The organism is Streptomyces sp. SS1-1 (assembly GCF_008973465.1).
Lineage (GTDB): Bacteria > Actinomycetota > Actinomycetes > Streptomycetales > Streptomycetaceae > Streptomyces.
Genome location: NZ_WBXN01000004.1, coordinates 1,292,618 through 1,317,517, shown reverse-complemented (window position 1 = coordinate 1,317,517; position 24,900 = coordinate 1,292,618). Strand labels below are relative to the sequence as shown.

At 72.4% G+C, this 24,900-nt stretch carries 22 protein-coding genes; 13 read left to right on the top strand and 9 right to left on the bottom strand.

What is annotated here, in order from left to right; translation table 11 throughout:
- The first annotated feature begins 426 nt into the window (after window positions 1-426).
- From F8R89_RS07140 to F8R89_RS07120, 5 genes are all read left to right on the top strand, one after another.
- Window positions 427-2,022: a sensor histidine kinase gene (locus tag F8R89_RS07140; protein ID WP_151783162.1), complete on the top strand. Its 1,596-nt coding sequence runs from the start codon at window positions 427-429 to the stop codon at window positions 2,020-2,022.
- Complete coding sequence (locus F8R89_RS07135) at window positions 2,019-2,426, top strand: roadblock/LC7 domain-containing protein (protein ID WP_062672133.1); 408 nt, start codon at window positions 2,019-2,021, stop codon at window positions 2,424-2,426. The genes F8R89_RS07140 and F8R89_RS07135 overlap by 4 nt, the downstream gene beginning before the upstream one ends.
- Window positions 2,423-2,824, top strand: a complete 402-nt coding sequence (locus F8R89_RS07130) for a DUF742 domain-containing protein (protein WP_151783161.1) — start codon at window positions 2,423-2,425, stop codon at window positions 2,822-2,824. The genes F8R89_RS07135 and F8R89_RS07130 overlap by 4 nt, the downstream gene beginning before the upstream one ends.
- Window positions 2,805-3,425 carry a GTP-binding protein gene (locus F8R89_RS07125; RefSeq protein ID WP_151783160.1) on the top strand — a complete coding sequence of 207 codons (621 nt, stop codon included), beginning with the start codon at window positions 2,805-2,807 and terminating at the stop codon, window positions 3,423-3,425. The genes F8R89_RS07130 and F8R89_RS07125 overlap by 20 nt, the downstream gene beginning before the upstream one ends.
- A gap of 133 nt (window positions 3,426-3,558) precedes the next feature.
- On the top strand, window positions 3,559-4,980 hold the full coding sequence (locus F8R89_RS07120) for a cytochrome P450 (protein WP_151783159.1): 1,422 nt from the start codon (window positions 3,559-3,561) through the stop codon (window positions 4,978-4,980).
- 17 nt (window positions 4,981-4,997) lie between these two features.
- Here the strand turns inward: F8R89_RS07120 and F8R89_RS07115 are convergent, their stop codons facing one another.
- The 4 genes from F8R89_RS07115 to F8R89_RS07100 all read right to left on the bottom strand — a co-directional run bounded on the left by F8R89_RS07115 (window position 4,998) and on the right by F8R89_RS07100 (window position 9,470).
- Window positions 4,998-5,942 (bottom strand): RluA family pseudouridine synthase, encoded by a 945-nt coding sequence (locus tag F8R89_RS07115; RefSeq protein ID WP_151783158.1) that lies wholly within the window; start codon window positions 5,940-5,942, stop codon window positions 4,998-5,000.
- Between the two features lie 21 nt (window positions 5,943-5,963).
- Window positions 5,964-6,989, bottom strand: a complete 1,026-nt coding sequence (locus F8R89_RS07110) for a terpene synthase family protein (RefSeq protein WP_151783157.1) — start codon at window positions 6,987-6,989, stop codon at window positions 5,964-5,966.
- 555 nt (window positions 6,990-7,544) lie between these two features.
- The gene (locus tag F8R89_RS07105; protein ID WP_151783156.1) at window positions 7,545-8,390 is read right to left on the bottom strand and encodes a siderophore-interacting protein; all 846 of its coding nucleotides are present in this window, start codon (window positions 8,388-8,390) and stop codon (window positions 7,545-7,547) included.
- 174 nt (window positions 8,391-8,564) lie between these two features.
- Window positions 8,565-9,470 carry a 5'-3' exonuclease gene (locus tag F8R89_RS07100; protein ID WP_151788022.1) on the bottom strand — a complete coding sequence of 302 codons (906 nt, stop codon included), beginning with the start codon at window positions 9,468-9,470 and terminating at the stop codon, window positions 8,565-8,567.
- Between the two features lie 208 nt (window positions 9,471-9,678).
- Between F8R89_RS07100 and F8R89_RS07095 the strand changes: the two genes are divergently transcribed.
- The 4 genes from F8R89_RS07095 to F8R89_RS07080 all read left to right on the top strand — a co-directional run bounded on the left by F8R89_RS07095 (window position 9,679) and on the right by F8R89_RS07080 (window position 14,372).
- Entirely contained in the window at window positions 9,679-10,755 is a 1,077-nt protein-coding gene (locus F8R89_RS07095; RefSeq protein ID WP_151783155.1) for a quaternary amine ABC transporter ATP-binding protein, read from the top strand.
- On the top strand, window positions 10,748-12,574 hold the full coding sequence (locus tag F8R89_RS07090; protein WP_151783154.1) for an ABC transporter permease/substrate binding protein: 1,827 nt from the start codon (window positions 10,748-10,750) through the stop codon (window positions 12,572-12,574). The genes F8R89_RS07095 and F8R89_RS07090 overlap by 8 nt, the downstream gene beginning before the upstream one ends.
- Before the next feature lie 509 nt (window positions 12,575-13,083).
- Complete coding sequence (locus F8R89_RS07085) at window positions 13,084-13,653, top strand: helix-turn-helix domain-containing protein (protein ID WP_151783153.1); 570 nt, start codon at window positions 13,084-13,086, stop codon at window positions 13,651-13,653.
- Window positions 13,653-14,372 carry a helical backbone metal receptor gene (locus F8R89_RS07080; RefSeq protein ID WP_151783152.1) on the top strand — a complete coding sequence of 240 codons (720 nt, stop codon included), beginning with the start codon at window positions 13,653-13,655 and terminating at the stop codon, window positions 14,370-14,372. Before F8R89_RS07085 ends, F8R89_RS07080 begins: the two co-directional genes overlap by 1 nt.
- Here F8R89_RS07080 and F8R89_RS07075 read toward each other — a convergent pair.
- Window positions 14,284-15,411, bottom strand: a complete 1,128-nt coding sequence (locus F8R89_RS07075; RefSeq protein ID WP_151783151.1) for a TDT family transporter — start codon at window positions 15,409-15,411, stop codon at window positions 14,284-14,286. The two genes, F8R89_RS07080 and F8R89_RS07075, sit on opposite strands and share 89 nt — an antisense overlap.
- A 70-nt stretch (window positions 15,412-15,481) precedes the next feature.
- Here F8R89_RS07075 and F8R89_RS07070 point away from each other — a divergent pair, with 70 nt between their 5' ends.
- Window positions 15,482-16,405 carry a LysR family transcriptional regulator gene (locus F8R89_RS07070; protein ID WP_151783150.1) on the top strand — a complete coding sequence of 308 codons (924 nt, stop codon included), beginning with the start codon at window positions 15,482-15,484 and terminating at the stop codon, window positions 16,403-16,405.
- A gap of 105 nt (window positions 16,406-16,510) precedes the next feature.
- Here F8R89_RS07070 and F8R89_RS07065 read toward each other — a convergent pair whose 3' ends face one another.
- The 3 genes from F8R89_RS07065 to F8R89_RS07055 all read right to left on the bottom strand — a co-directional run bounded on the left by F8R89_RS07065 (window position 16,511) and on the right by F8R89_RS07055 (window position 19,629).
- Window positions 16,511-17,182, bottom strand: coding sequence for a gamma-glutamyl-gamma-aminobutyrate hydrolase family protein (locus tag F8R89_RS07065; RefSeq protein ID WP_192806345.1), 672 nt, complete (start codon window positions 17,180-17,182; stop codon window positions 16,511-16,513).
- Between the two features lie 33 nt (window positions 17,183-17,215).
- A complete protein-coding gene (gene eat / locus F8R89_RS07060; protein ID WP_151783148.1) occupies window positions 17,216-18,661 on the bottom strand; it encodes an ethanolamine permease in 1,446 nt (481 codons plus the stop codon).
- A 221-nt stretch (window positions 18,662-18,882) separates the two neighbouring features.
- Entirely contained in the window at window positions 18,883-19,629 is a 747-nt protein-coding gene (locus F8R89_RS07055) for a FadR/GntR family transcriptional regulator (protein ID WP_151783147.1), read from the bottom strand.
- Between the two features lie 86 nt (window positions 19,630-19,715).
- On the opposite strand from F8R89_RS07055, the gene F8R89_RS07050 reads away from it, so the two are divergent.
- The 3 genes from F8R89_RS07050 to F8R89_RS07040 are packed head-to-tail and all read left to right on the top strand — an operon-like array spanning window position 19,716 to window position 23,235.
- On the top strand, window positions 19,716-21,074 hold the full coding sequence (locus F8R89_RS07050) for a glutamine synthetase family protein (RefSeq protein ID WP_151783146.1): 1,359 nt from the start codon (window positions 19,716-19,718) through the stop codon (window positions 21,072-21,074).
- A gap of 8 nt (window positions 21,075-21,082) precedes the next feature.
- Window positions 21,083-22,456, top strand: a complete 1,374-nt coding sequence (locus tag F8R89_RS07045; protein WP_151783145.1) for an aldehyde dehydrogenase family protein — start codon at window positions 21,083-21,085, stop codon at window positions 22,454-22,456.
- A complete protein-coding gene (locus tag F8R89_RS07040; protein WP_151783144.1) occupies window positions 22,453-23,235 on the top strand; it encodes a 3-oxoacyl-ACP reductase in 783 nt (260 codons plus the stop codon). The genes F8R89_RS07045 and F8R89_RS07040 overlap by 4 nt, the downstream gene beginning before the upstream one ends.
- Window positions 23,236-23,252: 17 nt before the next feature.
- On the opposite strand, the gene F8R89_RS07035 is transcribed toward F8R89_RS07040, so the two are convergent.
- The gene (locus tag F8R89_RS07035) at window positions 23,253-24,455 is read right to left on the bottom strand and encodes an amino acid deaminase/aldolase (RefSeq protein ID WP_151783143.1); all 1,203 of its coding nucleotides are present in this window, start codon (window positions 24,453-24,455) and stop codon (window positions 23,253-23,255) included.
- Between the last annotated feature and the right edge of the window lie 445 nt (window positions 24,456-24,900).

Genomic DNA, 24,900 nt, shown 5'->3' with positions numbered 1-24,900 from the left:
TCTCGCCGCCCTTCGTGTTTCTCGCTCCTTGCGGCGGGCGCGTGTTCGGTTCGTCTCGCGTGCCACATCCGTTTGGCGCGCCTCGCCCGCCCCGTCTGCCTCTCGCCCGCTCGCGTCGCCCGGGGACGGCCCCTCTCACCCGTCACGGTGAGTCGCGTTCGCACGTCCGTACGCCATGACACTGCGTGTTCGAACGCATGCCCAGCGTGCAAAAGAGCCGAGGGTACTCCTGTCGTACGGGCCATTTCAGGTGCTTGCTGAATATGACACGGCGATGATCCGGTCGGACTAAGCTCGCCCGCAGCGCACCGAGTTGAGGTGTATTCGTGCGCTTGTTCCCTATAGCTCGGGAAAGTCCGACATACCCATGACGTACCCCCCTGCAAGCCCCCAGTACACCCACCCGATTCATTTCAGAGGGCCCACATGGTGAGCGTTCAATCCCCGCCCCGTCGGCGTGAACTCCCTTACGCGCGCGTGCTTCTGCTGCCGGCCATAGCGATGGCCGCGGCCACCGGAGCCGCCGTCGCCGTCGTGGCGGAACCGGCCCGGACGGCCGTCGGCGTGTGCGGTGCCGTGGCCCTGACGCTCGTACTGGCCTGCGCCGCCGAGGCGGTGCGCCGCGGACGCGCCCTGCGGGACGCACAGGTCGAGCACGCCCGTCACACCGCGTATCTGGAACGGCGCGTCGCCGCCCACGAGGAGGAGATGGTCCGCCTCGCCACGGAGATCACACCGGCCGCCATCCACCGGCTGCGGTGCGGCGCCTCACCGTACGAGGTGATGCGGGACCTGGCGGAAATCGACCCGTCGTACGCGGAACTCCCACCTGTGCAGATCGAGTTCGTGCGCCGCATGATCGACCTCGTCGACCACGAGGAAGCCCTCCGCGACTCCGCGCAGCGCTCGTTCGTCAGCATCGCCCGCCGCGTCCAGTCCATCGTCCACCAGCAGGCCGTCGAACTGCGGGAGATGGAGGAGGACCACGGCCGCAACCCCGAGGTCTTCGACGACCTCCTGCGCATCGACCACGGCACCATGCTGATCGGCCGCCTCGCCGACTCCATCTCCGTGCTCGGCGGCGGCCGCCCCGGACGCCAGTGGCCCGACCCCGTCCCGCTGTACAGCGTGCTGCGCGGCGCCATGTCGCGCATCCTCGAGTACCGGCGCATCAGCCTGGACTCCATCGCCAAGGTCAACATCGCCGGCATCTCCGTCGAGCCCGTCATCCACGCCGCCGCCGAACTCCTCGACAACGCCACGCGCTACTCGCCGCCGCAGACCAAGGTGCACGTCACCGCCACCGAGGTGCAGACCGGCGTCGCCATCGAGATCGAGGACGCCGGCGTCAGCCTCAGCGAGGAGGCCCGCGCCCGGGTCGAGGGCATGCTCGAACGGGCCAAGCAGGGCACCGACCTCCAGGAGCTCGGCGAGTCCCCGCGCCTCGGCCTCGCCGTCGTGGGACGCCTGTGCACCGCGTACAACATGCAGGTCTCGCTGCGGTCCTCGGCGTACGGCGGTGTCCGCGCCGTCCTCGTCGTGCCGCGCGACATGATGACCACCGAACCGGCTCCCGGTCTCGCCCACGGCATCGGCGCCGGCTCCGCCCCCAAGGCGGAGGGCCCCGACGTTCTCGAAGGCCCCAAGCGCGCCCCCAAGAAGCGCCGCCCCACCAGCCCCAAGATCCCCGCCGCCGTCTCCATGGAGGACGACGTCCCCGTCGTCACGGAGTGGACCCCGAACGGGCTGCCCCAGCGCCGCAGCCGGGTGAAGACCCCGCTCAGCAAGCGGATCGCCGAGCAGGCGGCCATCGAGCAGGCGGAGCGGGAGGGCCGTCCGACCATCTGGTCGACGCGCGCGCCCGAGCCCGAGCCCGCGGTGCCGGCGGAGGACGAGCCCGTGCCCGGCGCCTGGGTGGAGGCGTTCTGGAACGGACTCAAGGACAAGCCGGACCCGCTCACACTCCAACCGCGAACCCAACCGGCCCACCCCGAGGCCGATGACGAGGGGGACCTCAAGTGATCCAGCAGCGTGCCAACTTCGACTGGATGCTCAAGGAGCTCTACGACGGCGTACCAGGCATCCAGATGATCGTCGTGCTGTCCGCCGACGGTCTGCGCATCGCCCGCTACGGCGGCGAACCCGACACCGCCGACCGGGTCGCCGCGGCCTGCGCCGGACTGCAGAGCCTGGCCAGCGCGGTCGCCCAGGAGATCCCGAAGAGCGACGGCAAGATGAAGATGGTCCTGATCGAGATCAACGGCGGATACTTCTATCTGATGGCCGCCGGCGCCAACGCGTATCTCGCGGTCCTCTCCGACACGTTCGCCGAGCCCGGCCTGATGAGCAACCGCATGTCCGACCTCGTGGCCCGCATCGGCGCCCATCTCACGAGTCCGCCCCGGCGGAACGGGCAGACCGTATGACGCCTCCGAAACGCCAGCGGCGAGAATCCCAGGAGCACTTACCGCCACCGCCCGCCCCCGCCGGGAAGCAGAAGAACCCCGAACGGCTGTTCGTCGTGGCCGGCCCGGACGGTGGAGAGCGGGACGGGGACCTCGACCTCGTCACGCTGATCGTGGCGCGCGCCGACCCCCCGCCGTCGGCCACACCGGAACAGTCGGCACTGCTCCGCCTGTGTACCGCCCCCCTGTCCGTGGCCGAGCTCTCGGCCTACCTCAACCTGCCGTTCAGCATGATGACGGTCGTCCTCACCGACATGCTCACGGCCGGGCTGGTGACCGCCCGCGCTCCGATCGTGCGCCAGGCCGTCGCTGACCGTTCAATCCTCGAAGCGGTGATGCATGGACTTCAAAAGCTCTGACGTCGTCCCTGGTCCACGGACCGAGGACCAGTTGCCGCACACGGCCGAGGCCGCGGTCAAGATCGTGATCGTGGGTGGCTTCGGTGTCGGCAAGACGACCATGGTCGGGTCGGTCAGCGAGATCAAACCGCTGACCACCGAGGAGACCATGACGCAGGCCGGTATCGGCGTCGACGACAACTACGGCTCGGACACCAAGACGGCCACCACCGTCGCCATGGACTTCGGCCGCATCAGCATCACGGAACAGCTCGTGCTGTACCTGTTCGGCACGCCGGGCCAGGAGCGCTTCTGGTTCCTGTGGAACGGACTGTTCGAAGGCGCGCTGGGTGCGGTCGTCCTGGTCGACACCCGGCGCCTGGAGGTCAGCTTCGACGTCATAGGTCGGCTCGAGGAGCGCGGTGTGCCGTTCGTCGTGGCCGTCAACACCTTCCCGGACGCGCCCCGTTACGCCGTCTCCGAACTGCGCACGGCCCTCGACCTGGCCGAGGAGATCCCCATCGTCGAGTGCGACGTCCGGCGCCGGGCCTCCAGCCGGGACGTCCTGATGACCCTCATGCACTTCCTGCACGCGCTGGCGACGGCGAAGGCGCCTGTGTGAGCCACGCACCGGTCGCGCCGTGCCACCGGTGCCGACCGGATCCTCCCCCTTACCTCCCGCAACCGGACCACCTCGTTTCGGAGCCCCCATCGTGACGTCTGAATCCCTTTTCCCACCCGGTATGGACGATCCCATGGCCACCCCGCCCCCGGGCTGCCCCGCACACGGCATCGGCCCCGGCGGGCTGCGCCGGCTGTACGGGCCCGAGGCGGAGGACCTGGGAGCCGTGTACGAGAAACTGCGCGCCGAACGCGGACCCGTGGCCCCGGTGCTGCTGCACGACGACGTGCCCGTCTGGGTGGTGCTCGGCCACGCGGAGAACCTCCACATGGTGCGCAGCCCTTCGCAGTTCTGCCGCGACACCCGGCTGTGGTCGGCCCTGCAGGACGGCACGGTCAAGCCCGACCATCCGATGATGCCGCACTTCGCCTGGCAGCCCATCTGCGTCCACGCCGAGGGCGACGAGCACCTGCGGCTGCGGGGCGCGGTCACCGGCGCCATCTCCACCATCGACCACCGCGGGATCCGCCGGTACATCAACCGTGCCACCCAGCACCTGGTGAACCAGTTCTGCGAGGCCGGAGGCGCCGACCTGGTCAGCCAGTTCGCCGAGCACCTGCCGATGATGGTGATGTGCGAGATCCTCGGCATGCCGGACGAGTACAACGACCGGATCGTGCAGGCCGCCCGTGACATGCCCAAGGGCAGCGAGACGGCCATCGCCAGCAACGCGTACCTGATGGACGTGCTGATGCGGCTGACCGCCCGCCGGCGCGCCGAGCCCGCGGACGACTTCACCAGCCATCTGATCAACCACCCGGCGCGGCTGACCGACGACGAGGTCAGCCAGCATCTGCGGATCATCCTGGTCGCCGCCTACGAGGCGACCGCCAACCTGATCGCCAACGTGCTGCGGGTGGTGCTCACCGACCCCCGGTTCCGCGCGCAGCTCAAGGGCGGGCAGATGACGGTCCCCGAGGCGGTCGAGCAGTCCCTGTGGGACGAGCCGCCGTTCAGCACGGTCCTTCCGTACGTCGCCAAGCACGACACGGAGCTGGGCGGGGAGCACATCAGCAAGGGCGACGCCCTCATCATGGGGATCGCGCCCGGCAACGTCGACCCCCGGGTCCGGCCCGACCTCTCCGCCCATATGCAGGGCAACCGGTCCCATCTCGCCTTCGGCGGGGGCCCGCACGAGTGCCCGGGGCAGGACATCGGCCGTGCCATCGCCGACGTCGGCGTCGACGCGCTGCTGACCCGGCTGCCCGATGTGCAGCTCGCCTGTCCCGAGGACGAGCTGCGCTGGTGGTCGTCCATCTCGAACCGGCATCTGGTCGAGCTGCCCGTGAAGTTCGCGCCCAAGCCGCAGCAGGACGTGATGGCCCGGCCCGCGCACCCCCTGGCCTCGCCGCGCGTCAGCACCTGGCAGGTCGGCACACCGGAACGGCCGAGGATCCCGGCGCCCGCCGCGGCACCGGCACCGGCGGCGCCGCCCGAGCCGGCCGCCCGGCCCGGTCCGCTGGGCCGCTTCCTGCGTTGGTGGCGTGGCGAGTGACCCCGCCGGGCACCGGGTCAGCCGGAGGCCCAGTCGTCGTACGACGACCAGGACTCCAGGGCACGCGAGCTGACGAACCGGTGCCGGCGTCCGGTCATCGGGTCGGTGAACTCCAGCGTCCGCGCCAGCAGTTGGAGCGGGCGCCGGAAGTCACCGGGCGGGACCGGGGCGGTCACCACCGGGTAGAGCGGGTCGCCCAGGATCGGCACCCCCAGGGCGTTCATGTGCACGCGCAGCTGATGCGTCTGGCCGGTGCGGGGGGTGAGGCGGTAGCGGGCGCGTCCGTCGCGGTGTTCCACCAGCTCGATCCGGCTGATCGCATTGGGTTCGCCCGCCACCTCCCGGGCCGCCAGTACCCCGCGCTCCTTCACGATGCGGCTGCGCACGGTGCGGGGCAGGCCGAGGCCGGGGTCGTACGGGGCCACCGCCTCGTACTCCTTCGCCACCCGCCGGTCGCGGAACAGCGACTGGTAGGCGCCGCGCTCCTCGGGCCGGACCGTGAACAGCACCAGTCCCGCGGTGAGCCGGTCCAGCCGGTGCGCCGGGCTGAGCGTCGGTACGCCGAGGTCCCGCCGCAGCCGGGCGAGCGCCGTCTCGGCGACGTGGCTGCCGCGGGGCGTGGTGGCCAGGAAGTGGGGCTTGTCGGCGATCACCAGATGCTCGTCCCGGTGGACGACCTCGATCGGGAAGGGCACCGTCTCCTCGTCGGCGAGCTCCCGGTGGAACCAGACGTACATCCCCGGGGCGTACGGGGTGCCGCGGGTGACCGGGTGTCCGGTGGCGTCCACGATCCGGCCCGCGTCGAGCATGCCGTCGATGACGGCGGCCCCGGCGGCGAGGCGCTCCACGAGATGGTCCCGGACGGTCGCCCAGCCGTCCGCGGCGGGCAGCCGTACGCGCACCGGGTCCACCCCGCGGAGCTGTGGCAGGGGAGAGGGTGGGGGCGGCGTACGGCGTCTCATCGCCGCCCAGCCTACGAGAGGCTAGTGGGACACCGGTGCCAGGTTCGTCGGGTGGAGCTGACCCGACTCGTCCGGGCTCAGGGCGTCGGCCGTGTGGGGGGAGTAACGGCCGTTGCTCCGGCTCCAGTCGTAGCTGCCGCGTATCCACGTGAGCATGGCCGTCGCATAGCGGTGCAGCTTCTCGGACTGGGCGCCGGTGAGCCCGAGCCGGGAGGAGAACAGCGGGATGGTCCGGGCCTGTTCGTGGAGCCGGGCGACCGAGGACTGCACGAGGGCGACGGCCATCGGGATGGCCTCCTGCCGGGAGCAGTCGCGCTGCCGCATGAGGCAGTGCACGAGGTTCGGGTCCCCGCGCGCGTCGTCGTTCTCCAGGGACATGATCTCGTTGATGAGTTTGACGGCGTCGACGGCCGCCCGGCGCATCGCGTCCAGGTGGCTGCTGTGCCAGACGAGCGGCGGGATCTCGAAGTGCCCCAGCCGCTCGGCGAGATCGAGGGAGGGGATCAGTCCCAGGGTGCGGTGTCCTATCCGCATCCGGGTGGCGAAGTCCTGGGGAACCCAGGTGCGCCGGTCGATCTCCTCGGTCAGGTTGCCCACCAGGTAGTCGACCCAGTTGTGCGCGGCGCGCTGCCGCCACTCCTCGGACATGCCGGCCCTGGTGCGGCGCCAGATGTCCGCGAAGGCCGCCACCAGGGGCGGCTCGTCGTCCGGGTGGGACCGTGTGCCGTCACTGAGGAGCGCGACGAGCCGCTGGCAGACGTCGACGGCCTCGTCGGCCTCACATCCCTCAGGTACGTCGAAGAGGTCGTCGAACAGGAAGAACCAGCCCATCGTGTCGAAGGCCAGATCGAGATCCTCGCCGACGGCGTCCGGGTAGCTGTAGGCGGCCAGGTCCGCCACCGCCGAGAACCGGTAGCGGCGCGCGGCCGTATCGCCGACCACGAGTCCACGGCGGCGCATCCACTCCAGATGCCGCTCCCTGGCGGCGGCGAGACCGGGGTTCAGCCGGGACGGAATGGGTAAGTTTATGGCGACGTTCTGGGGCATGAGCCTCTCCCGGAATCAGGGGTCCACGGACGAGGTCGGTCCCTCCGCGCGGGCGGCTCGCCCACGACGCCAGGGCACCGTCGCGGGACGGAGCCCAAGGCAACCAGGCGGGGACAGTGCCCTTCACGACGCCCCCCGAGTGGCGGAGTCGACCAAGTCCAGGAACTACGCGCTGTGCTTCCCTACGCTGCTGCCGCGGTGTGGCTGACTCGTGCACGGATGAGGCCCGCGGACGGAACCGGCCGAACGGGGCATCGTCGATCACGTACGGGGTGGTGCCGTCAGCCAGGACCTACGAGGCGCCCGCCGGACGGTGCAGGTGATCGGCGGCCACCACGCCACGACCGCGGCGTCGGCGACGCGGTCGTGGATCACCTCCACCTTCCTTCGCCGCCGTGCGTTTCGTCAACTGTTCAAACTGGTGGAGCCGTTCCCGGGGCTCACGGGAACCCTGCTTCGCACCATGCGACGATTTCCGGCCGCCGAACAGGGCGTGCGCTCCGGCGCGTGGGACGTGTCCGGCGGCCGAAGTGCGCGCTGCCGCCCGCCGTCGGGCTACGCCACCGGCGCAGCCCCCTCCTGTTCCGCCTCGATCCGGGCGTTCCAATCCCGCTTCGACGCCTGCCAGCCGTCCTCGTTGTGGCCGAGGCGCCAGTAGCCGGAGATCGACAGGTCCTCGCGGGGGACGCCCCGCTCCACGCGGAGCAGGTGGCGCAGTTGCTTCACGAAGTGCGCCTCGCCGTGGACGAAGGCGTGGACGCGGCCCTCGGGGAAGGGGAGGGAGCGTACGGCGTCGAGCAGGGCCTCGCCGACCGGGCGGGAGCCGCGGTGCAGCCAGACGACCTCGGCGTCGGAGTCGATCTTCTGCTCCTCCTCGGGGCCGGAGACCTCCACGAAGGCGTGGGCGGCGGCGCCGTCGGGCAGCGACTCCAGGGCGCGGGCGATGGCGGGCAGGGCGCTCTCGTCGCCGGCGAGCAGATGCCAGTCGGCCGCCGGGTCGGGGGCGTACGCACCGCCGGGGCCCATGAACCGCACCGTGTCACCGGGCCGGGCGCGCATCGCCCAGGGGCCCGCGAGGCCCTCGTCGCCGTGGATGACGAAGTCCAGCGTCAGCTGACGGTGTTCGGGGTCCCAGGACCGCACGGTGTACGTCCGGGTGACCGGCCACTGCTCGCGCGGAAGGTCCTCGCGGATGCGCTCCAGGTCGAAGGGCTCGGGATACGTGACGCCCTCGGGGCAGAAGAGGATCTTGAGGTAGTGGTCCGTGCAGGTGTCCGCCGCGAAGTCGGCGAGGCCGTCGCCGCCCAGGACGACGCGCTGCATGTGCGGGGTCAGCCGTTCGGTACGGACGACCTGCGCGGAGCGGACCTTCCGCGGCTTGCGGGCAGGGCGTTCTGCCATGACGGCCTCCTCTGCTGAGCTTAGGTTTACCTAAGTTAGCACCCCGGCCGCGTCACGTGGGGTAGTCCTGTGGCGTGTACGTGCCGCCGCGTTCCACCGGGACGGCCGGGTGCGGGACGAATGCCCCCATCCCGGCCGTCCCATGCGTCCGGGTGGCCGCGCGCGGCGTACCGCTCACTCGGCCAGCGTCGTCAGCAGCCGCTGCAGCGAACCGCCGAGCCCCCAGCGCGCCGCCAGTGCCTCCAGCGCCTCCGCGTCGCGCGGGGCGCGCGGCACGGCGACCTCGACGTCCGGCAGCGGGACGTCGGCCGCGACCCGCACCACCGTCGGCGCGACCTCCACATACGGCCGGGACTCGTCCAGCCGCCTGCGCTGCGACGGCGTCAGCTTCGCCTTCGGGTCGTCGACCGCCGCCATGATCCCGGCCAGGTCGCCGAACTCCGCGAGCAGCTTCGCCGCCGTCTTCTCACCGATCCCCGGCACGCCCGGCAGGCCGTCGCTCGGGTCGCCCCGCAGCAGCGCGAGATCCGCGTACCCCCGGCCGTCCACACCGTACTTCTCGCGCAGCCACGCCTCGTCGGTGACCTGCAGGGTGCCGACGCCCTTCAGCGGGTACAGCACGCGCACGCCGCGCGCGTCGTCCACCAGCTGGTACAGGTCGCGGTCGCCGGTGACGATGTCGACCGGGCCCTTCGCGCGCGCGGTGAACGTGCCGATCACGTCGTCCGCCTCGTACCCCTCGACGCCGACGCGGGCGATGCCGAGCGCGTCAAGGACCGCCTCGATCACCGGCACCTGCGGCGACAGCGTGTCCGGGACCTCCTCCTGGTCGGGACCCGTCTCGCGCTCCTCGGCGACGCGGTGCGCCTTGTAGGAGGGGATCAGGTCGACCCGCCACTGCGGTCGCCAGTCGGCGTCCATGCAGGCCACCAGCTCGTCCGGGCGATGGTCCTTGACGAGGCGGTCGATGAAGTCGAGGAGCCCGCGCACGGCGTTCACCGGGGTGCCGTCGGGGGCCTTCACGGAGTCCGGGACGCCGAAGTAGGCACGGAAGTAAAGCGAGGCGGTATCGAGGAGCATCAGTCGTCCGGTCACGCACGCATCATGCCGCACGGCACCGACAGCGGCCCGCGCGTGAGCGTCCGGGCACGCACCGTGGCGGCCGTGTGTGCTGGGCCACTTGTGCGTTTGTGGTCGGAGAACCAGGGCAGGGGCGGCCCCGGGGTGCTCCCTGCGCAACTGTTGCGCAGGCCGCTCCGTTCATCTGCCGTCGAGACAAGAGGTACGCGTGTCATCCAGGCTTGAGGCCGACCATCTGTTCAAGGTGTTCGGCAGACGACCGGACGAGGCTGTCGAAAGGCTCCGCCAGGGAGCCGACCGGGAGGAACTGCGCGCCGAGGGCACCACCGCCGCCGTGATCGACGCCTCCTTCACGGTCGAACCCGGCCAGATCTTCGTCGTCATGGGCCTGTCCGGCTCCGGCAAGTCCACCTTGCTGCGCATGCTGAACGGCTTGCTCGAGCCGACCGCGGGCCACGTCCGCTTCGACGGGCAGGACCTCACGGCGCTCGGCGACCGCGAGCTGCGCGACGTCCGCGCCCACAAGATCAGCATGGTGTTCCAGCACTTCGCTCTCTTCCCGCACCGCAGCGTCCTGGAGAACGCCGCCTACGGCCTGGCCGTGCAGGGGGTACCCCGCGCCGAGCGGGAGAAACGCGCCGCCGAGGCGCTCGAGCTGTGCGGCCTCGGCGGCTGGGAGAAGTCCTGGCCCGACGAGCTGTCCGGCGGCATGCAGCAGCGCGTGGGCCTCGCCCGCGCCCTCGCCACCGACGCCGACCTGCTCCTCATGGACGAGTCGTTCAGCGCGCTCGACCCGCTGATCCGCCGTGACATGCAGGACCAGCTGCTCCAGCTGCAGAAGACCCTGAAGAAGACCATCGTCTTCATCACCCACGACCTCAACGAGGCCATGAGGCTCGGCGACCGCATCGCCGTCATGCGCGACGGCCGCATCGTCCAGACCGGCACCGCCGAGGACATCCTGCTGCGCCCCGCGAACGACTACGTCGCCTCCTTCATCCAGGACGTCGACCGCTCCCGCGTGCTCACCGCGAGCGCGCTCATGGACACCGGCGTCACCGCGGACGCCCCGCTGTGCGCGTGCGAGACCGCGACCCCCGACACGACGTTCGCCGAGCTGTGCGCGATCAGCGCCCGGCTGACGCACCGCGTCTCGGTCGTGGACGACGCCGGCCGCCTCGTCGGCGTCGTACCGCGCCGCCGGCTCCTCGGCTTCCTCGGCGACGAGAGCGCCGATCCCTCGCCCTGCGACAACCCCGAGGGGAAGGTGACCGCCCGTGCCTAGGCTGCGTCTCGGCGACTGGGTCGACTCCGGAGTCGACTGGCTCGTCGCCCACATGGGCTGGCTCTTCGACGCCGTGAAGGCCGTCGTCGAAGGCATGTACGACGGTGTGAACACCGTCCTGACCGCCCCCGAGCCCCTGCTGCTCGCGGGCATCCTCGCCGTGCTGGCGTGGTGGCTGCGCGGCCTCGTCGCGGGCGTCCTCGCCTTCGCCGGGTTCGCCCTGATCGACTCGCTCGACCTGTGGGACCGGGCGATGTCCACGCTCGCCCTGGTGCTGGTCGCGACCGTCATCGCCCTGGTGATCTCGGTCCCGCTGGGCATCTGGGCGGCCCGGTCCCGGACGGTCAGCGCGGTGCTGCGGCCCGTCCTGGACCTGCTCCAGACGATGCCGTCGATGGTGCTGCTCATCCCGGCGATCCTGTTCTTCGGGCTGGGCACCGCCGCCGGTGTCATCGCCACCCTGATCTTCGCGCTCGCCCCCGGCGTCCGCATGACCGAGCTGGGCATCCGGCAGGTCGACGGCGAGCTGGTGGAGGCCGCCGAGGCCTTCGGCACCTCACCCCGCGACACCCTGCTGCGCGTGCAGCTGCCGCTGGCCCTGCCCACGATCATGGCGGGCATCAACCAGGTCATCATGCTGAGCCTGTCGATGGTCGTCATCGCCGGCATGGTCGGCACCGGCGGCCTGGGCGGCGCGGTCAACGAGGCCATCGGCCAGCTCGACATCGGCTTCGGCTTCGAGGCGGGCGTCGGCATCGTCGTCCTCGCCATCTACCTCGACCGCATCACCGGCGCGCTCGGCACGCAGATCTCCCCGCTCGGCCGCCGCAGCGCCGCCAAGGCCCGCGCGACCGGCACCCGCACCGCGTGGACCTACCGGCCGCGCCCGGTCGTCGCCGTGGCCGGCATCGCCGTGCTCGCCCTCGTCGCGGGCGGCATGGGCGTCTTCCGCCCCTCCTCCGGCACCACCGAGGCGTCCGCCACGAACATCGGCGAGGGCCAGAAGATCAAGCTCGGCTACATCCCCTGGGACGAGGGCATCGCCTCCACGTTCCTGTGGAAGGAGCTGCTGGAGCGGCGCGGCTTCGATGTCACGACCACCCAGTACGCCGCCGGGCCGCTCTACACCGGCCTCGCCACCGGGCAGATCGACTTCCAGACCGACTCCTGGCTGCCCGTCACGCACGAGGAGTACTGGAAGAAGTACGGCGACAAGCTCGACGACCTGGGCTCCTGGTACGGCCCGACCTCGCTGGAGCTGTCCGTCCCGTCGTACATGAAGGACGTGAAGTCGCTGGCGGACCTGAAGAACAAGTCCGCCGATTTCAAGGGCAAGATCGTCGGCATCGAGCCGAGCGCCGGGATGATGGGCCTGCTCAAGGACAAGGTCCTCAAGGAGTACGGCCTGGAGGGTTCGTACGACGTGGTGGACGGCTCCACGCCCGCGATGCTCGCCGAGCTCAAGCGGGCGTACGCCAAGAAGGAGCCCATCGTCGTCACGCTCTGGTCGCCGCACTGGGCGTACAGCGACTACGACCTGAAGAAGCTCGAGGACCCCAAGGGCGCCTGGGGCAGCGGCGACGACGTCCACACCCTGGCCCGCAAGGGGTTCGCCGACGACAACCCCGAGGTCGGCGCGTGGCTGAAGGACTTCTCCATGACGGAGAAGCAGCTCACCGGCCTGGAGTCGGAGATCACCAAGGCCGGCAAGGGCAAGGAGCAGGACGCCGTGCGCGCCTGGCTGGACCGCAACCCGGGGCTGGTCGACAAGTGGGCCCCGGTCGGCGGATCGGAGCACACGAGCCAGGCGGCCGGGTGACCTGACGGACCCGACCGCCGCCCCCGAGGGGTGGGTCACGCCGTACGTTCTTCCCCTCCGTACGGCGCGCCCACCCCTCGGGGTTCTCCGTCTCCGGAGCGGCACCGCCCCTACGGTAAGGATCCGGCCAACCACATACGGCGATCGTCGGCGCCGGACCGGGGTGCGTGAACCGCCCGCGCGGCGGGGCCACTTCGACGGCCGGCGGGCGGTTCGGGAGCAGGCCGCCGGTTCCGGAGCCCCGGGAACACCGGAGCCGGCGGGGGCATTGAACAAGGCAGCGGGGCGTGGCCGGCCGGGCCCTGCGCCCGGGCCCGTGAGGCGTCCGGCGGCCGGTCGCGCTGGCGCGATCCGGCGGGTCGCGCTCCCCCCTGATGTGTCGTCGATGTGACGGCCGCATGAAACGGTTTGCCGAACCTGCGTAGGGTGCAGAGAACCCAGCAGAAGGCGGGCGCCGGACGGCCGGCGCGAGACGGACGGACCGGCGGGCGAAGGAGGGAGCCGAAGCGATGGGCGACCACAAAGAACAGCCCCTCCGGGTGGGCGCGGCGGTGCGCCGGCGCCGACGTGCCCTGAATCTGACGCTCGCCGTCGTGGCCGAGCGCAGCGGCCTGTCCGTGCCCTTCCTGAGCCAGGTCGAGAACGACCGGGCGCGGCCCAGCCAGAGCTCCCTGGAGAAGGTCGCCGACGCACTGCGCACGACCGCCGTGGAACTCCTCGCCGCCGCCGACCCGGCGTGCAGCGTCGACGTGGTCCGCGCCGACACCGCCGACCTGGCACCGGAGCCGCGGACCCGGTCCCTGGTGCGCGGCCACCACCAGATGCACGCCTCCGAGTACACCGGCGACCATGACGCGGGGCGGGAACTCCAGCACCGCAACGACCAGTTGCTGTACGTCGCCGACGGCGCCGTGGAGATCGAGGCCGAGGGCCGCGCCTACCGTCTGGGCCGCGGCGACACCCTGTACCTGACCGGCGGGGTGCGCCACCGGTGGCGGGCGACCGTGCCGGAGACCCGGATCGTCGTCGTCGCCGTGGCGGAGCACATCGAGGCGGTCCGGGACCGGCCGCGCCGCTGATGCGCGTCGTCTCCCTGGTGCCGTCGCTGACGGAGGCCGTCGCCGTGTCGGCACCCGGCGTCCTCGTCGGCGCCACCGACTGGTGCACGCACCCCCATGATCTGGACGTCGCCCGGATCGGCGGCACCAAGAGCCCCGCGCTCGACCGGATCACCGCCCTCGCCCCCGACCTGGTGGTCGCCAACGAGGAGGAGAACCGCCCCGTCGACCTCGACGCGCTGCGCGCCGCGGGCGTCGGCGTCCTGCTCACCGAGGTGCGGGACGTCCCCGCGTCCTTCCGTGAGCTGACGCGGGTGCTGGAGGCGTGCGGGGTGCGGACCCGCCCGCGCTGGCTGGACGAGGCGGAGGCCGCCTGGGCGTCCCCGCCCCGGCTCCCGCGCCGGGTGACGGCCGTCGTGCCGGTGTGGCGGCGGCCCTGGATGGTGCTGGGCCGCGACACCTTCGCCGGGGACGTCCTGGCCCGCCTCGGCGTGGACCACCTGTACGCCGGTGACCCGGACCGCTACCCGCGCGTCCCGCTGGACGACCTGCGCGCGGCGGCCCCCGATGTCGTCGTCCTGGCGGACGAGCCGTACCGCTTCACGGCCGGCGACGGACCCGAGGCGTTCGCCCCGCTGCCCTGCGCGCTCGTCAGCGGACGGCACCTGACGTGGTACGGACCCTCACTGGCCGAGGCGCCACGGGTGCTGTCCGGGGCGCTGCGAGCAGCGCTCCGCTGACCAGCCCGCGCGCGGTGCGGACGAAGGCGACGGCCCACGCGGCGACCAGCAGGCCGTACAGGCCCACGGCGAGCCCGTCGTAGACGAACAGCCCGGTGTGCCGGGCGAGCGCCGCCGCGCCCGTGACACAGGTGCCGACCGGGAACGTGAACGCCCACCAGGTCATCGCGAAGCCCATGCCGTGCCGCCGGGCCCGTACGACGTGCGCGGCGGCCAGCCCCAGCCACAGCAGCGCGAAACCCATCACGGGCACGCCGTACAGCACGGCGAGCACACCGAGGCCCTCGCCGTACGGGGCGGGCAGCGCGCCCGGCGCGGCGTCCGCGAAGGCGCCGACGGCGGTCGTCGACTGCCCGAGCGGGCCCAGCACGAGGAACAGCGACGGCGTCAGCGCGAGCGGCAGCGGACCGCCGGTGATCAGCCGGGCGAACACGAGCGGCAGCATCAGCGAGGTGGCGAGCAGACTCAGCCCGAACATCGCCACGCAGCCCAGCAGCAGGGTCTGGCGGGCCTGCCCCGGCGGCAGACGCGGCACGAGGAGCGGGCCGGTCGCAGCCGCCACCATCGGGGCGACCAGCGGCAGCAGCCACACGGGCGTCGCCTGCGCCGCGTCGGCCCGGTGCCGTACGGCCATCAGGTACGGGACGGCGACGGCCGCCGCCAGCCCGGTCGCCGTACCGGCGGTGAACAGCACGGTGTCCACGGCGAGCGCCGCCCCGTCGCCGATCCAGTCGCGGCCGGCGGTGAGGGCACCGCCGCCGACGGCGAGCAGGGCCATCGACAGGCAGCCGTAGAACGGGGCCACCGACGGGTCGAGGAGATGGGCGCGGGCCTGGTCGCGGTGGTGCGCCCAATGCAGGGCGCGGGCCGCGAGGAGGGCGAGGAGCAGCAGCAGCGACAGCGCCCAGACGGCCGCGCAGACGGTGCGCAGGCCCGGGACGCGGGGCACGGGCAGCGCCGCGCCCGCGGTGGCGACGGCGGCGGTGCCCATGACGGCGGCGTACCAGTGGGGTCCGAGGTGACGGACGGCGGTGACCATGACCCGAGTGTCGGGGCGTGGATCTCCGCCCACCAGGGAGTCTCTGCCTATGGCGACATAAACTGACCTTATGAGCGAGCAGGCGGGGGAGACGTACCGCGCCGGGTCCGTGGCGCACCGCGTCCCCGACCTGGGCGCGATGGAACTGCTGCTGGCGGTGGCGCGGCTGGGCAGTCTGGGCGGGGCGGCACGGGAGCTGGGCATCACGCAGCCGGCGGCGAGCAGCAGGATCCGGTCCATGGAACGGCAGTTGGGGGTCGCGCTCGTCGACCGGTCGCCGCGCGGCTCACGGCTGACCGACGCCGGGGCGCTGGTGACGGACTGGGCGCGGCGGGTCGTGGAGGCGGCGCAGGCGTTCGACGCGGGGGCGCAGGCTCTGCGGGTACGGCGGGACTCGCGGCTGCGGGTCGCGGCGAGCATGACCATCGCGGAGTACCTGCTGCCGGGCTGGCTGCTCGCGCTGCGCGCCCAGCGGCCGGACACGGCGGTGTCGCTGCACGCCGGGAACTCGGCGGCCGTCGCGGATCGGTTGCTGTCCGACGAGGCGGACCTGGGGTTCGTCGAGGGGCTGACCGTGCCGACCGGGCTGGACTCGGTGGTCATCGCCCACGACAACCTGATCGTGGTGACCGCGCCCGGACACGCCTGGTCGCGGCGGCGCCGGCCGCTGGACGCGGCGGAGCTGGCGGCGACGCCGCTGATCCTGCGGGAGAAGGGCTCGGGCACCCGGCAGGTCCTGGACGCGGCGCTGGGCGGCCTGGCCCGGCCGCTGATCGAACTGTCCTCCACGACGGCGGTCAAGGCCGCCGCCGTCGGCGGCGCCGGCCCCGCTGTCCTCAGCGAACTCGCGGTCGGCGAGGAACTGTCCATGCGCCGCCTCGTCGCCATCCCCCTCGCCGGTGTCTCCCTGGCCCGAGACCTCCGAGCGGTCTGGCCCACGGGCCACCGGCCGGTGGGGCCGGCACGGGAGTTGCTGTCGCTGACGCGGGGGTGAGGGGGGGCTCCGCCGGGGGGCTGGGGACTTACGGCTCGGGGTGGATGAGGGGGTTCCGTTGGGGGGCTTACGGCTCGGGGTGGATGAGGGGGTTCCTCCCGCCCGTCAGCCGCCCGCCGCCTTCACCAGAGCCCGCATCACCCGTACGTCGTCCCCCATCTCCGGGTGCCACTGCACGCCCAGAGCCCAGGAGGGGGACGGGAGTTCCAGTGCCTCGACCGTGCCGTCGGGCGCGTGGGCCGCGGGGATCAGGCCCTTGCCGAGGCGGTCGACGGCCTGGTGGTGGTAGGTCGGGACCGTCGTCTCCTCCGGGACCGCGGCGGCGTACAGGGTGCCCGGTACCGGCTTGACGGGGTGGCCGCCGAAGACGCCGACGACCTCCGCGTGCCCGTCGAGGTGCTGGACGAGTGTCCCGCCGAGGGCGACGTTCAGGAGCTGCATGCCCCGGCAGATCCCGAGCAGCGGGACCCCGGCCGCCAGGGCCGCGTCGATCAGGGCCAGCTCCCACACGTCCCGGTCCGGCGCCGGCGGCCCCGTGCGGGGGTCGCGTTCGGCGCCGTAGCGGATCGGGTCGACGTCCGGGCCGCCCGCGACGACCAGCCCGTCGAGCCGGGCCACGGCGGCCGCCGCGTGCTCCGGGTCGTCGGGCGGCAGCATGGCGGCCAGGCCGCCCGCCCGCTGCACCAGCCGTGGGTAGCCCACCGGCAGCAGGGCCGCCTCCAGCTCCCACACGCCCCAGCGGGCCCCCGCCTCCAGATAGGTGCTGACCCCGATCAACGGCCTGCTCACGACCGCTCCTTCCCGCTGTGCTCAGTCCCGCGTCAACTCTGCCTCGGCCGCCGCCAGCGCCGCGAACTCCTCCTCCGGCGCCTTCGCCACCAGATGCTTGCGGCTGTACAGCCCGAAGTAGGCCACCGCCACGGCGTACACCGCGAGCGCGATGAACGCGGCCGTCACGTCCACCAGGAACGTCGCCACCAGCGCCGCGCAGGCGAGGACCAGCGCGACGGACGAGGTCAGCACCCCGCCCGGTGTCCGGTACGGCCGCGGCAGTCCGGGCTCGCGGCGGCGCAGCACGATGTGCGACAGGGACATCAGCGCGTAGGAGATCGTCGCGCCGAAGACGGCGATGTTCAGCATCCGGGCGCCGTTGCCGGACGCCGCCGCGAGCAGGAAGCCGATGCTGCCGGGCACGATGAGGCCCAGGTAGGGGGCCTTGCGGCGGCTGGTCAGGGAGAGGAAGCGGGGCAGGTATCCCGCGCGGGACAGCGCGAAGAGCTGGCGCGAGCCCGCGTAGATCAGGGAGAAGAAGGACGCCACCAGCCCGGCCAGCCCCGCGTAGTTGACGATCCGGCTCAGCACGGTCGCCTCGCCGTCCGGCTGGAGTGCCTCGACCAGCGGGTTGCCCGCGTCCTGGATGGCGGACGAGCCGCGCGCCCCGGCCGCCGCGAAGAAGGTCACCACGGCCAGGACCACCAGCACGCCCATCGACCAGCGGATCGCCCGCGGCAGCGTACGGGCCGGCTCCTTGGTCTCCTCGGCGGCCAGCGGCACGCCCTCCACGCCCAGGAAGAACCACATGCCGAACGGGAACGCCGCCCAGATCCCGAGCAGCCCGAACGGCAGCCAGCTGCTCGACCCGGCCGCCGAGGTGTCCACCGGGATGTCGTCCAGCGCGCCGAAGGAGAACTCGGGCAGCGCCGACAGGGCGAACACGACCAGCGCCGCCACCGCGATGCCGGTGACGACGAAACTGAACCGCAGCGCCTCGCCGACGCCCCACAGATGGATGCCGAGGAAGATCGCGAAGCACACCAGGTACAGCGGCCAGCCCGACTCCAGGCCGAACAGGCCGAGCGACTCGACGTAGTCGCCGATGAAGATGACGATGGCGGCGGGCGCGAGGACGTACTCGATGAGGATGGCCGTACCGGTGAGGAAGCCGCCCCACGGGCCGAGCGCTCGGCGGGCGAAGCCGTAGCCGCCGCCCGCCGTCGGCAGGATCGAGGACAGCTCGGCGAGCGCGAACACCATGCACGCGTACATGGCGCCCATGAGCACCATGGCGATCGCCAGGCCGCCGAAGCCGCCCTCGGCCAGGCCGAAGTTCCAGCCCGAGTAGTCACCGGAGACGACGTAGGCGACGCCGAGACCGGTCAGCAGCACCCAGCCGGCGCTGCCGCGGCGCAGCGCTCTGCGGCTGAGATAGTCGTCCGCCTCCGCGGCGGACGGTGTGTCGGTGGATTCCTGGGACATGTGCGGACTCCCCACGGGGCGACGGGCACGGGCTGTTCCGGGCACGGTGGGGTCGACGACCGGGCTCCGGCGCAATGGAATGGATCCATACCTTTGCGGTCGCCGTCCGGGGAAGGCAAGCCCTCTGCGTTAATCGCCCGTAAAACCTTCCCCGGCCGCCCACGGTCACGCACCCGTCTTCGGTCCCGCGACCCCGGCCCCCGCCTCCTGCCCCGCGTCGCTCAGCCCAGGAAGCCGCGCAGCAGCGCCGCCGTGCCCGCGCAGTGCTCGCGCATGATCTCCCGCGCCTGCTCGGCGTCGCCCTCGATCACGGCCTCCACCAGCGCGGTGTGCTGACGCTGCGAGTGCTCCAGGTTGCGCACCAGCAGCGGGATGCAGTCCAGCAGGTCGTTGACGCTCGCGCGGACGGCCGCGTACTGCGCGGTCAGCGTCGGGGATCCGGACAGCTCGGCCAGCGTCAGATGCAGCAGCGTGTCCAGCCGCCGGTACTCGCCCAGCGGCGCGTCGTGCGTACGGGCCAGCGCCTCGCGCAGCCGGTCCGCCTGCCTCTCGTCCAGCCCGTGCGAGGCGCACAGCCCGGCCGCGCCGACCTCCAGCACCTCGCGGAAGCGCAGCGCGTCCTCCACGTCGACGTCCTTCAGCCGGCGCCGCAGCTCCTCCTCGCCGGGCGTCTCGGTGCGCGGCAGCACGAAGGTGCCGCCGTAGCGGCCGCGCCGCGACTCGACCAGCCCCTGGTCCTGGAGGACCTTCAGCACCTCGCGCAGCGTCACCCGGCTGATCCCCAGCCGCTCCGCCAGCTCCCGCTCCGCCGGCAGCCGCTCCCCGCCCGGCACCAGGCCGAGCCGGACCACCTGGAGGATCTGCTCCAGGGCCTCCTCGAAGCCGTTGCCGGCCCGCACCGGCCGCAGGACCGACGTCAGCCGGTCGGCGGCCCCGGGCGCCCCGTGCCCCGTGTCCGTCCGCGACATGTCACCGGACCCCCTTCCCAATCAATGGTCCTGCGCAATACCTTATGGCTCCCGGCTGACCGAAGTAGCCGAATGGAGGCTCTCCCGTGGCAGACCGCACACCCCCGCTGAGCGTCGAGGAGCTGCGCGCCCTCGTCGCGGGCGGTGAGATCGACACTGTCGTCCTGGCCTTCCCCGACATGCAAGGCCGGCTCCAGGGCAAGCGGTTCGCCGCCCGCTTCTTCCTCGACGAGGTCCTGCACCACGGCACCGAGGGCTGCAACTACCTGCTCGCCGTCGACACCGAGATGAACACCGTCGACGGCTACGCCATGTCCTCCTGGGACCGCGGCTACGGCGACTTCGCCATGCACCCCGACCTCACCACCCTGCGCCGCGTCCCCTGGAACGACGGCACCGCCATGCTGATCGCCGACCTCGCGTGGGAGGACGGCTCCCCCGTGGCCGCCGCGCCCCGCCAGATCCTCCGCCGCCAGCTGGAGCGCCTCGCCGAGCACGGCTACACGGCGAACGTCGGCACCGAGCTGGAGTTCATCGTCTTCAAGGACACCTACGAGCAGGCGTGGGACGCCGGCTACCGGGGCCTCACCCCGGCGAACCAGTACAACATCGACTACTCGGTGCTGGGCACCGGCCGCATCGAGCCGCTGCTGCGCCGCATCCGCAACGAGATGGCCGCCGCAGGCCTCACCGTCGAGTCCGCCAAGGGCGAGTGCAACCCCGGCCAGCACGAGATCGTCTTCCGCTACGACGAGGCCCTGGTCACCTGCGACCAGCACGCCGTGTACAAGACCGGCGCCAAGGAGATCGCCGCCCAGGAGGGCGTCTCGATCACCTTCATGGCCAAGTACAACGAGCGCGAGGGCAACTCCTGCCACATCCACCTCTCGCTCACCGACGCCGACGGCGACAGCGTCATGGCCGGGCCCGACGGCATGTCGGAGGTCATGCGGCACTTCCTGGCGGGCCAGCTCGCCGCCCTGCGTGACTTCTCGCTGCTGTACGCACCCAACATCAACTCCTACAAGCGGTTCGCCGCGGGCTCCTTCGCGCCGACCGCCGTCGCCTGGGGCCGCGACAACCGCACCTGCGCCCTGCGCGTCGTCGGCCACGGCCGCTCCCTGCGCTTCGAGAACCGGCTCCCCGGCGGCGACGTCAACCCGCACCTCGCCGTCGCCGGACTCGTCGCCGCCGGCCTGTACGGCATCGAGCAGAAGCTGGAACTGCCCGAACCCTGCCCCGGCAACGCCTACACCGCCGACTACGAGCACGTCCCCACCACGCTCCGCGAGGCCGCCGAACTCTGGGAGAACAGCCCCATCGCCAAGGCCGCATTCGGCGACGAGGTCGTCGCCCACTACCGCAACATGGCGCGCGTCGAACTCGACGCCTTCGACGCCGCGGTGACCGACTGGGAGCTGCGCCGCTCCTTCGAACGCATGTGAGGCCCTTCGTGTCGTCCGAGCACCTTCTGGAAGTCCTGAACCCCGCGACCGAGGAGGTCGTCGCCGCCGTCGCCGGGGCGAGCCCGGCCGACGTCGACGCGGCCGTCACCCACGCCACCAGGGCACAGCGGATCTGGGCCGCCCTGCCCCCCGCCGACCGCGCCCGGCTGCTGCGCCGCTTCGCGGCCACCGTCGACGAGCACCTGGAAGAACTGGCCCGCCTGGAGGTCCGCGAGGCCGGCCACCTCGTCGGCAACGCCCGCTGGGAGGCCGGCAACGTCCGCGACCTGCTCGACTACGCGGCCGGGGGAGTGGAGCGGCTCACCGGCCGGCAGATCCCGGTGCCCGGCGGCCTGAACGTCACGATCCTCGAACCGCTCGGCGTCGTCGGCGTGATCGCGCCCTGGAACTTCCCCATGCCGATCGCCGCCTGGGGCACGGCACCGGCCCTCGCGGCCGGCAACGCCGTCCTCCTCAAGCCCGCCGAGACCACCCCGCTCACCGCGCTGCGCCTCGCCGAACTCGCCCTGGAGGCCGGGCTCCCCGAGCACCTCTTCCAGGTCCTGCCCGGCCGCGGCGACATCACGGGAGACGCCCTGGTCCGGCACCCCGGAGTCGCCAAGATCGTCTTCACCGGCTCCACCCGGACCGGGACGCGCGTCGCGGCCCTCGGCGCCGAGCAGGTCAAACCCGTCACCCTCGAACTCGGCGGCAAGAGCCCCAACATCGTCTTCGCCGACGCCGACCTGGAGACCGCCGTCGACCCCTTCTCCTTCCTGGACAACTCCGGCCAGGACTGCTGCGCCCGCACCCGCGTCCTGGTCCAGGAGTCCGTCTACGACGAGGTCCGCGAGCGTCTCGCCGAGGCGCTGGCCGCCGTGGTGGTGGGTGACCCGGCCGACGAGAAGACCCAGATGGGCCCGCTGATCTCCCGGCAGCACCTCGACCGCGTACGCGGCTACGTGCCGGACGACGCCCCGGCCCTGCGCGGCAGCGCCCCCGAGGGCCCCGGCTTCTGGTTCCCGCCCACGGTCCTCACCGGGCAGAGCCCCGACTCGGCCGCCGCCTGCGAGGAGATCTTCGGCCCCGTCGCCGTCCTGCTGCCCTTCACCGACGAGCAGGACGCGATCCGCCTCGCCAACGGCACCCCCTACGGCCTCTCCGGCTCCCTCTGGACCCGTGACATCGGCCGCGCCCTGCGCGTCGCACAGGCCGTCCGCGCCGGCAACCTGTCCGTCAACTCCCACTCCAGCGTCCGCTACTGGACCCCGTTCGGCGGGTTCAAACAGTCCGGCGTCGGCCGTGAACTGGGACCGGACGCCCTGACCGCCTTCACCGAGACCAAGAACGTCTTCATCAGCACGGAGGGCCCCGCACAGTGACCGAAGCAATCGTGTGCCGTCGCCTCGTCGGCCGGACGGCCGTCATCACCGGAGCCGGCAGCGGCATCGGCCTCGCCACCGCCCGCCGGCTCGCCTCCGAAGGCGCGCACGTCGTCTGCGGCGACGTCGACGAGCAGCGCGGCAAGGCCGCCGCCGTGGAGGTCGGCGGGACGTTCGTGAAGGTCGACGTCACCGACGCCGATCAGGTCGAGGCGCTGTTCAAGACCGCGTACGACACCTACGGCAGCGTCGACATCGCCTTCAACAACGCCGGCATCTCACCGCCCGACGACGACTCCATCCTGGAGACCGGCCTGGAGGCGTGGAAGCGGGTCCAGGAGGTCAACCTGACCTCCGTCTACCTGTGCTGCAAGGCCGCCATCCCCTACATGCGGCGCCAGGGCAGGGGCTCCATCATCAACACGGCGTCCTTCGTCGCCCGGATGGGCGCCGCCACCTCCCAGATCTCCTACACGGCCTCCAAGGGCGGCGTCCTCGCGATGTCCCGGGAGCTGGGTGTGCAGTTCGCCCGGGACGGCATCCGGGTCAACGCCCTGTGCCCGGGGCCGGTCAACACCCCGCTGCTGCAGGAGCTGTTCGCCAAGGACCCCGAGCGGGCCGCGCGGCGCCTCGTCCACATCCCGGTCGGCCGGTTCGCCGAGGCCGGGGAGATCGCCGCCGCCGTCGCGTTCCTGGCCAGCGACGACTCGTCCTTCGTGAACGCCACCGACTTCCTGGTCGACGGCGGGATCTCCGGGGCGTACGTCACCCCGCTGTAGGCGCGCGCCCCGCCCGGCTACAGGAACGTGTGGCCCTCGCCCCGGTACGTCGGCACGGTCTCCATCACCGTGTCGCCCCGGACGAGGTGCAGCGCGTCGAACCGCTCGCACAGCTCCCCGGCCTTGGCGTGCCGGAACCACACCTTGTCGCCGATCAGCAGGTCGTCGGCCGGGGAGCCGAGCAGCGGGGTCTGCACCTCGCCGGGGCCCTCCTGCGGGTCGTAGCGCAGGCCCTCGGGCAGATACGGCACCGGCAGCCGGTCCGGGCCCGCGACGCCGGACGCGGGGTAGCCGCCGCCGAGCACGGTCACCACGCCGACGCCCGGCCGCCGCACCACCGGCTGGGCGAACAGCGCGGCCGGACGCCCGCTGAAGGACGTGTAGTTGTCGAACAGACGCGGCACGTACAGCCCGGACCCGGCGCCGATCTCGGTGACGGACTCCTCGGCGGCCGTGAACTGCACACTGCCGGTCCCGCCGCCGTTGACGAACCGGAGCTCCGGCACCACGGCCCGGACGGCCCGCACCACCGCGGCCCGCCGCTCCGCCAGCTCCCGGCGGGCCGTGGCCTGCATCAGCCGCACGGCACGCGAGCGCAGCGGACGCCCCGACACCGAGTCCCCGACGCCGGCGACATGCCCCTCGTACGCCATGATCCCGACCACCTCGAAGCCCGGCCGGCGGGCCACCGCGCGGGCCATGTCGGCGACCTGGGCGGGGGAGTGCAGCGGCGACCTGCGGGCACCGACCCGCACCCGGCCGCCGAACAGCCGCAGCGAGGTGTCCAACTCCAGGCACACCCGCACCACTTCACGGCCGCCCGAGCGGGACTCGTCGATCAGCCGCAGCTGCGCCGGGTCGTCGATCATCACGGTGACCGCCGCCGCGAGCTTGGGATCACTGGTCAGCTCGGCGAAGCGGGCACGGTCGGCGGAGGGATAGGCCAGCAGGACGTCGTCGAAACCGGAGCGCGCCAGCCACAGGGACTCGGCGAGGGTGAACGACATGATCCCCGCGAAGCCGTCCCTCGCGAGGACGCGTTCGAGCAGCGCCCGGCAGCGCACGGACTTGCTCGCGACCCGGATCGGCTTGCCGCCGGCCCGGCGGAGCATGTCGTCCGCGTTGGCGTCGAAGGCGTCCAGATCCACGATCGCGAGAGGGGCGTCGAGATGGGCGGTGGCCCGGTCGTAACGGGCCCGGTCGGCGGCGCGCGCAGTCATGAACGAAGCCTGCCAGACCGGATTACCGCAGGGTAGGGGGACGTTCCGGGCAGATGCACACGGGGTCGCGGACTGGTTCCCTCCCGCCCCGCATCAACCCGTAGAGTGACGCGCACGCAAGGGGAACGCCACCGGTCGCGCACCGCGCCGGGATGACGCTCCCCGGGTGCGGGTATGCGTGCCTGGTCGGGACAGTCCACCGGGCGGGCCGGCACCGGGGACGACGGCCCGTGGACGAGGACGGGCCCGGACACGAGGAAACGGGGGGTGCATGAGCACGGAAGCGCGCCGCGCCCCCATCCCACCGCGCCCCACCACCCCGCCACCCCCGGCGACCCCGCCCCGCCCGACGGAACCCCCGTCCCCACCGGACGACCCCCCGCCGCCCGGCGACAACACCCCACCCCCACCCCCCGCCTCCGCCCGCTTCCCGGACACCCCACCG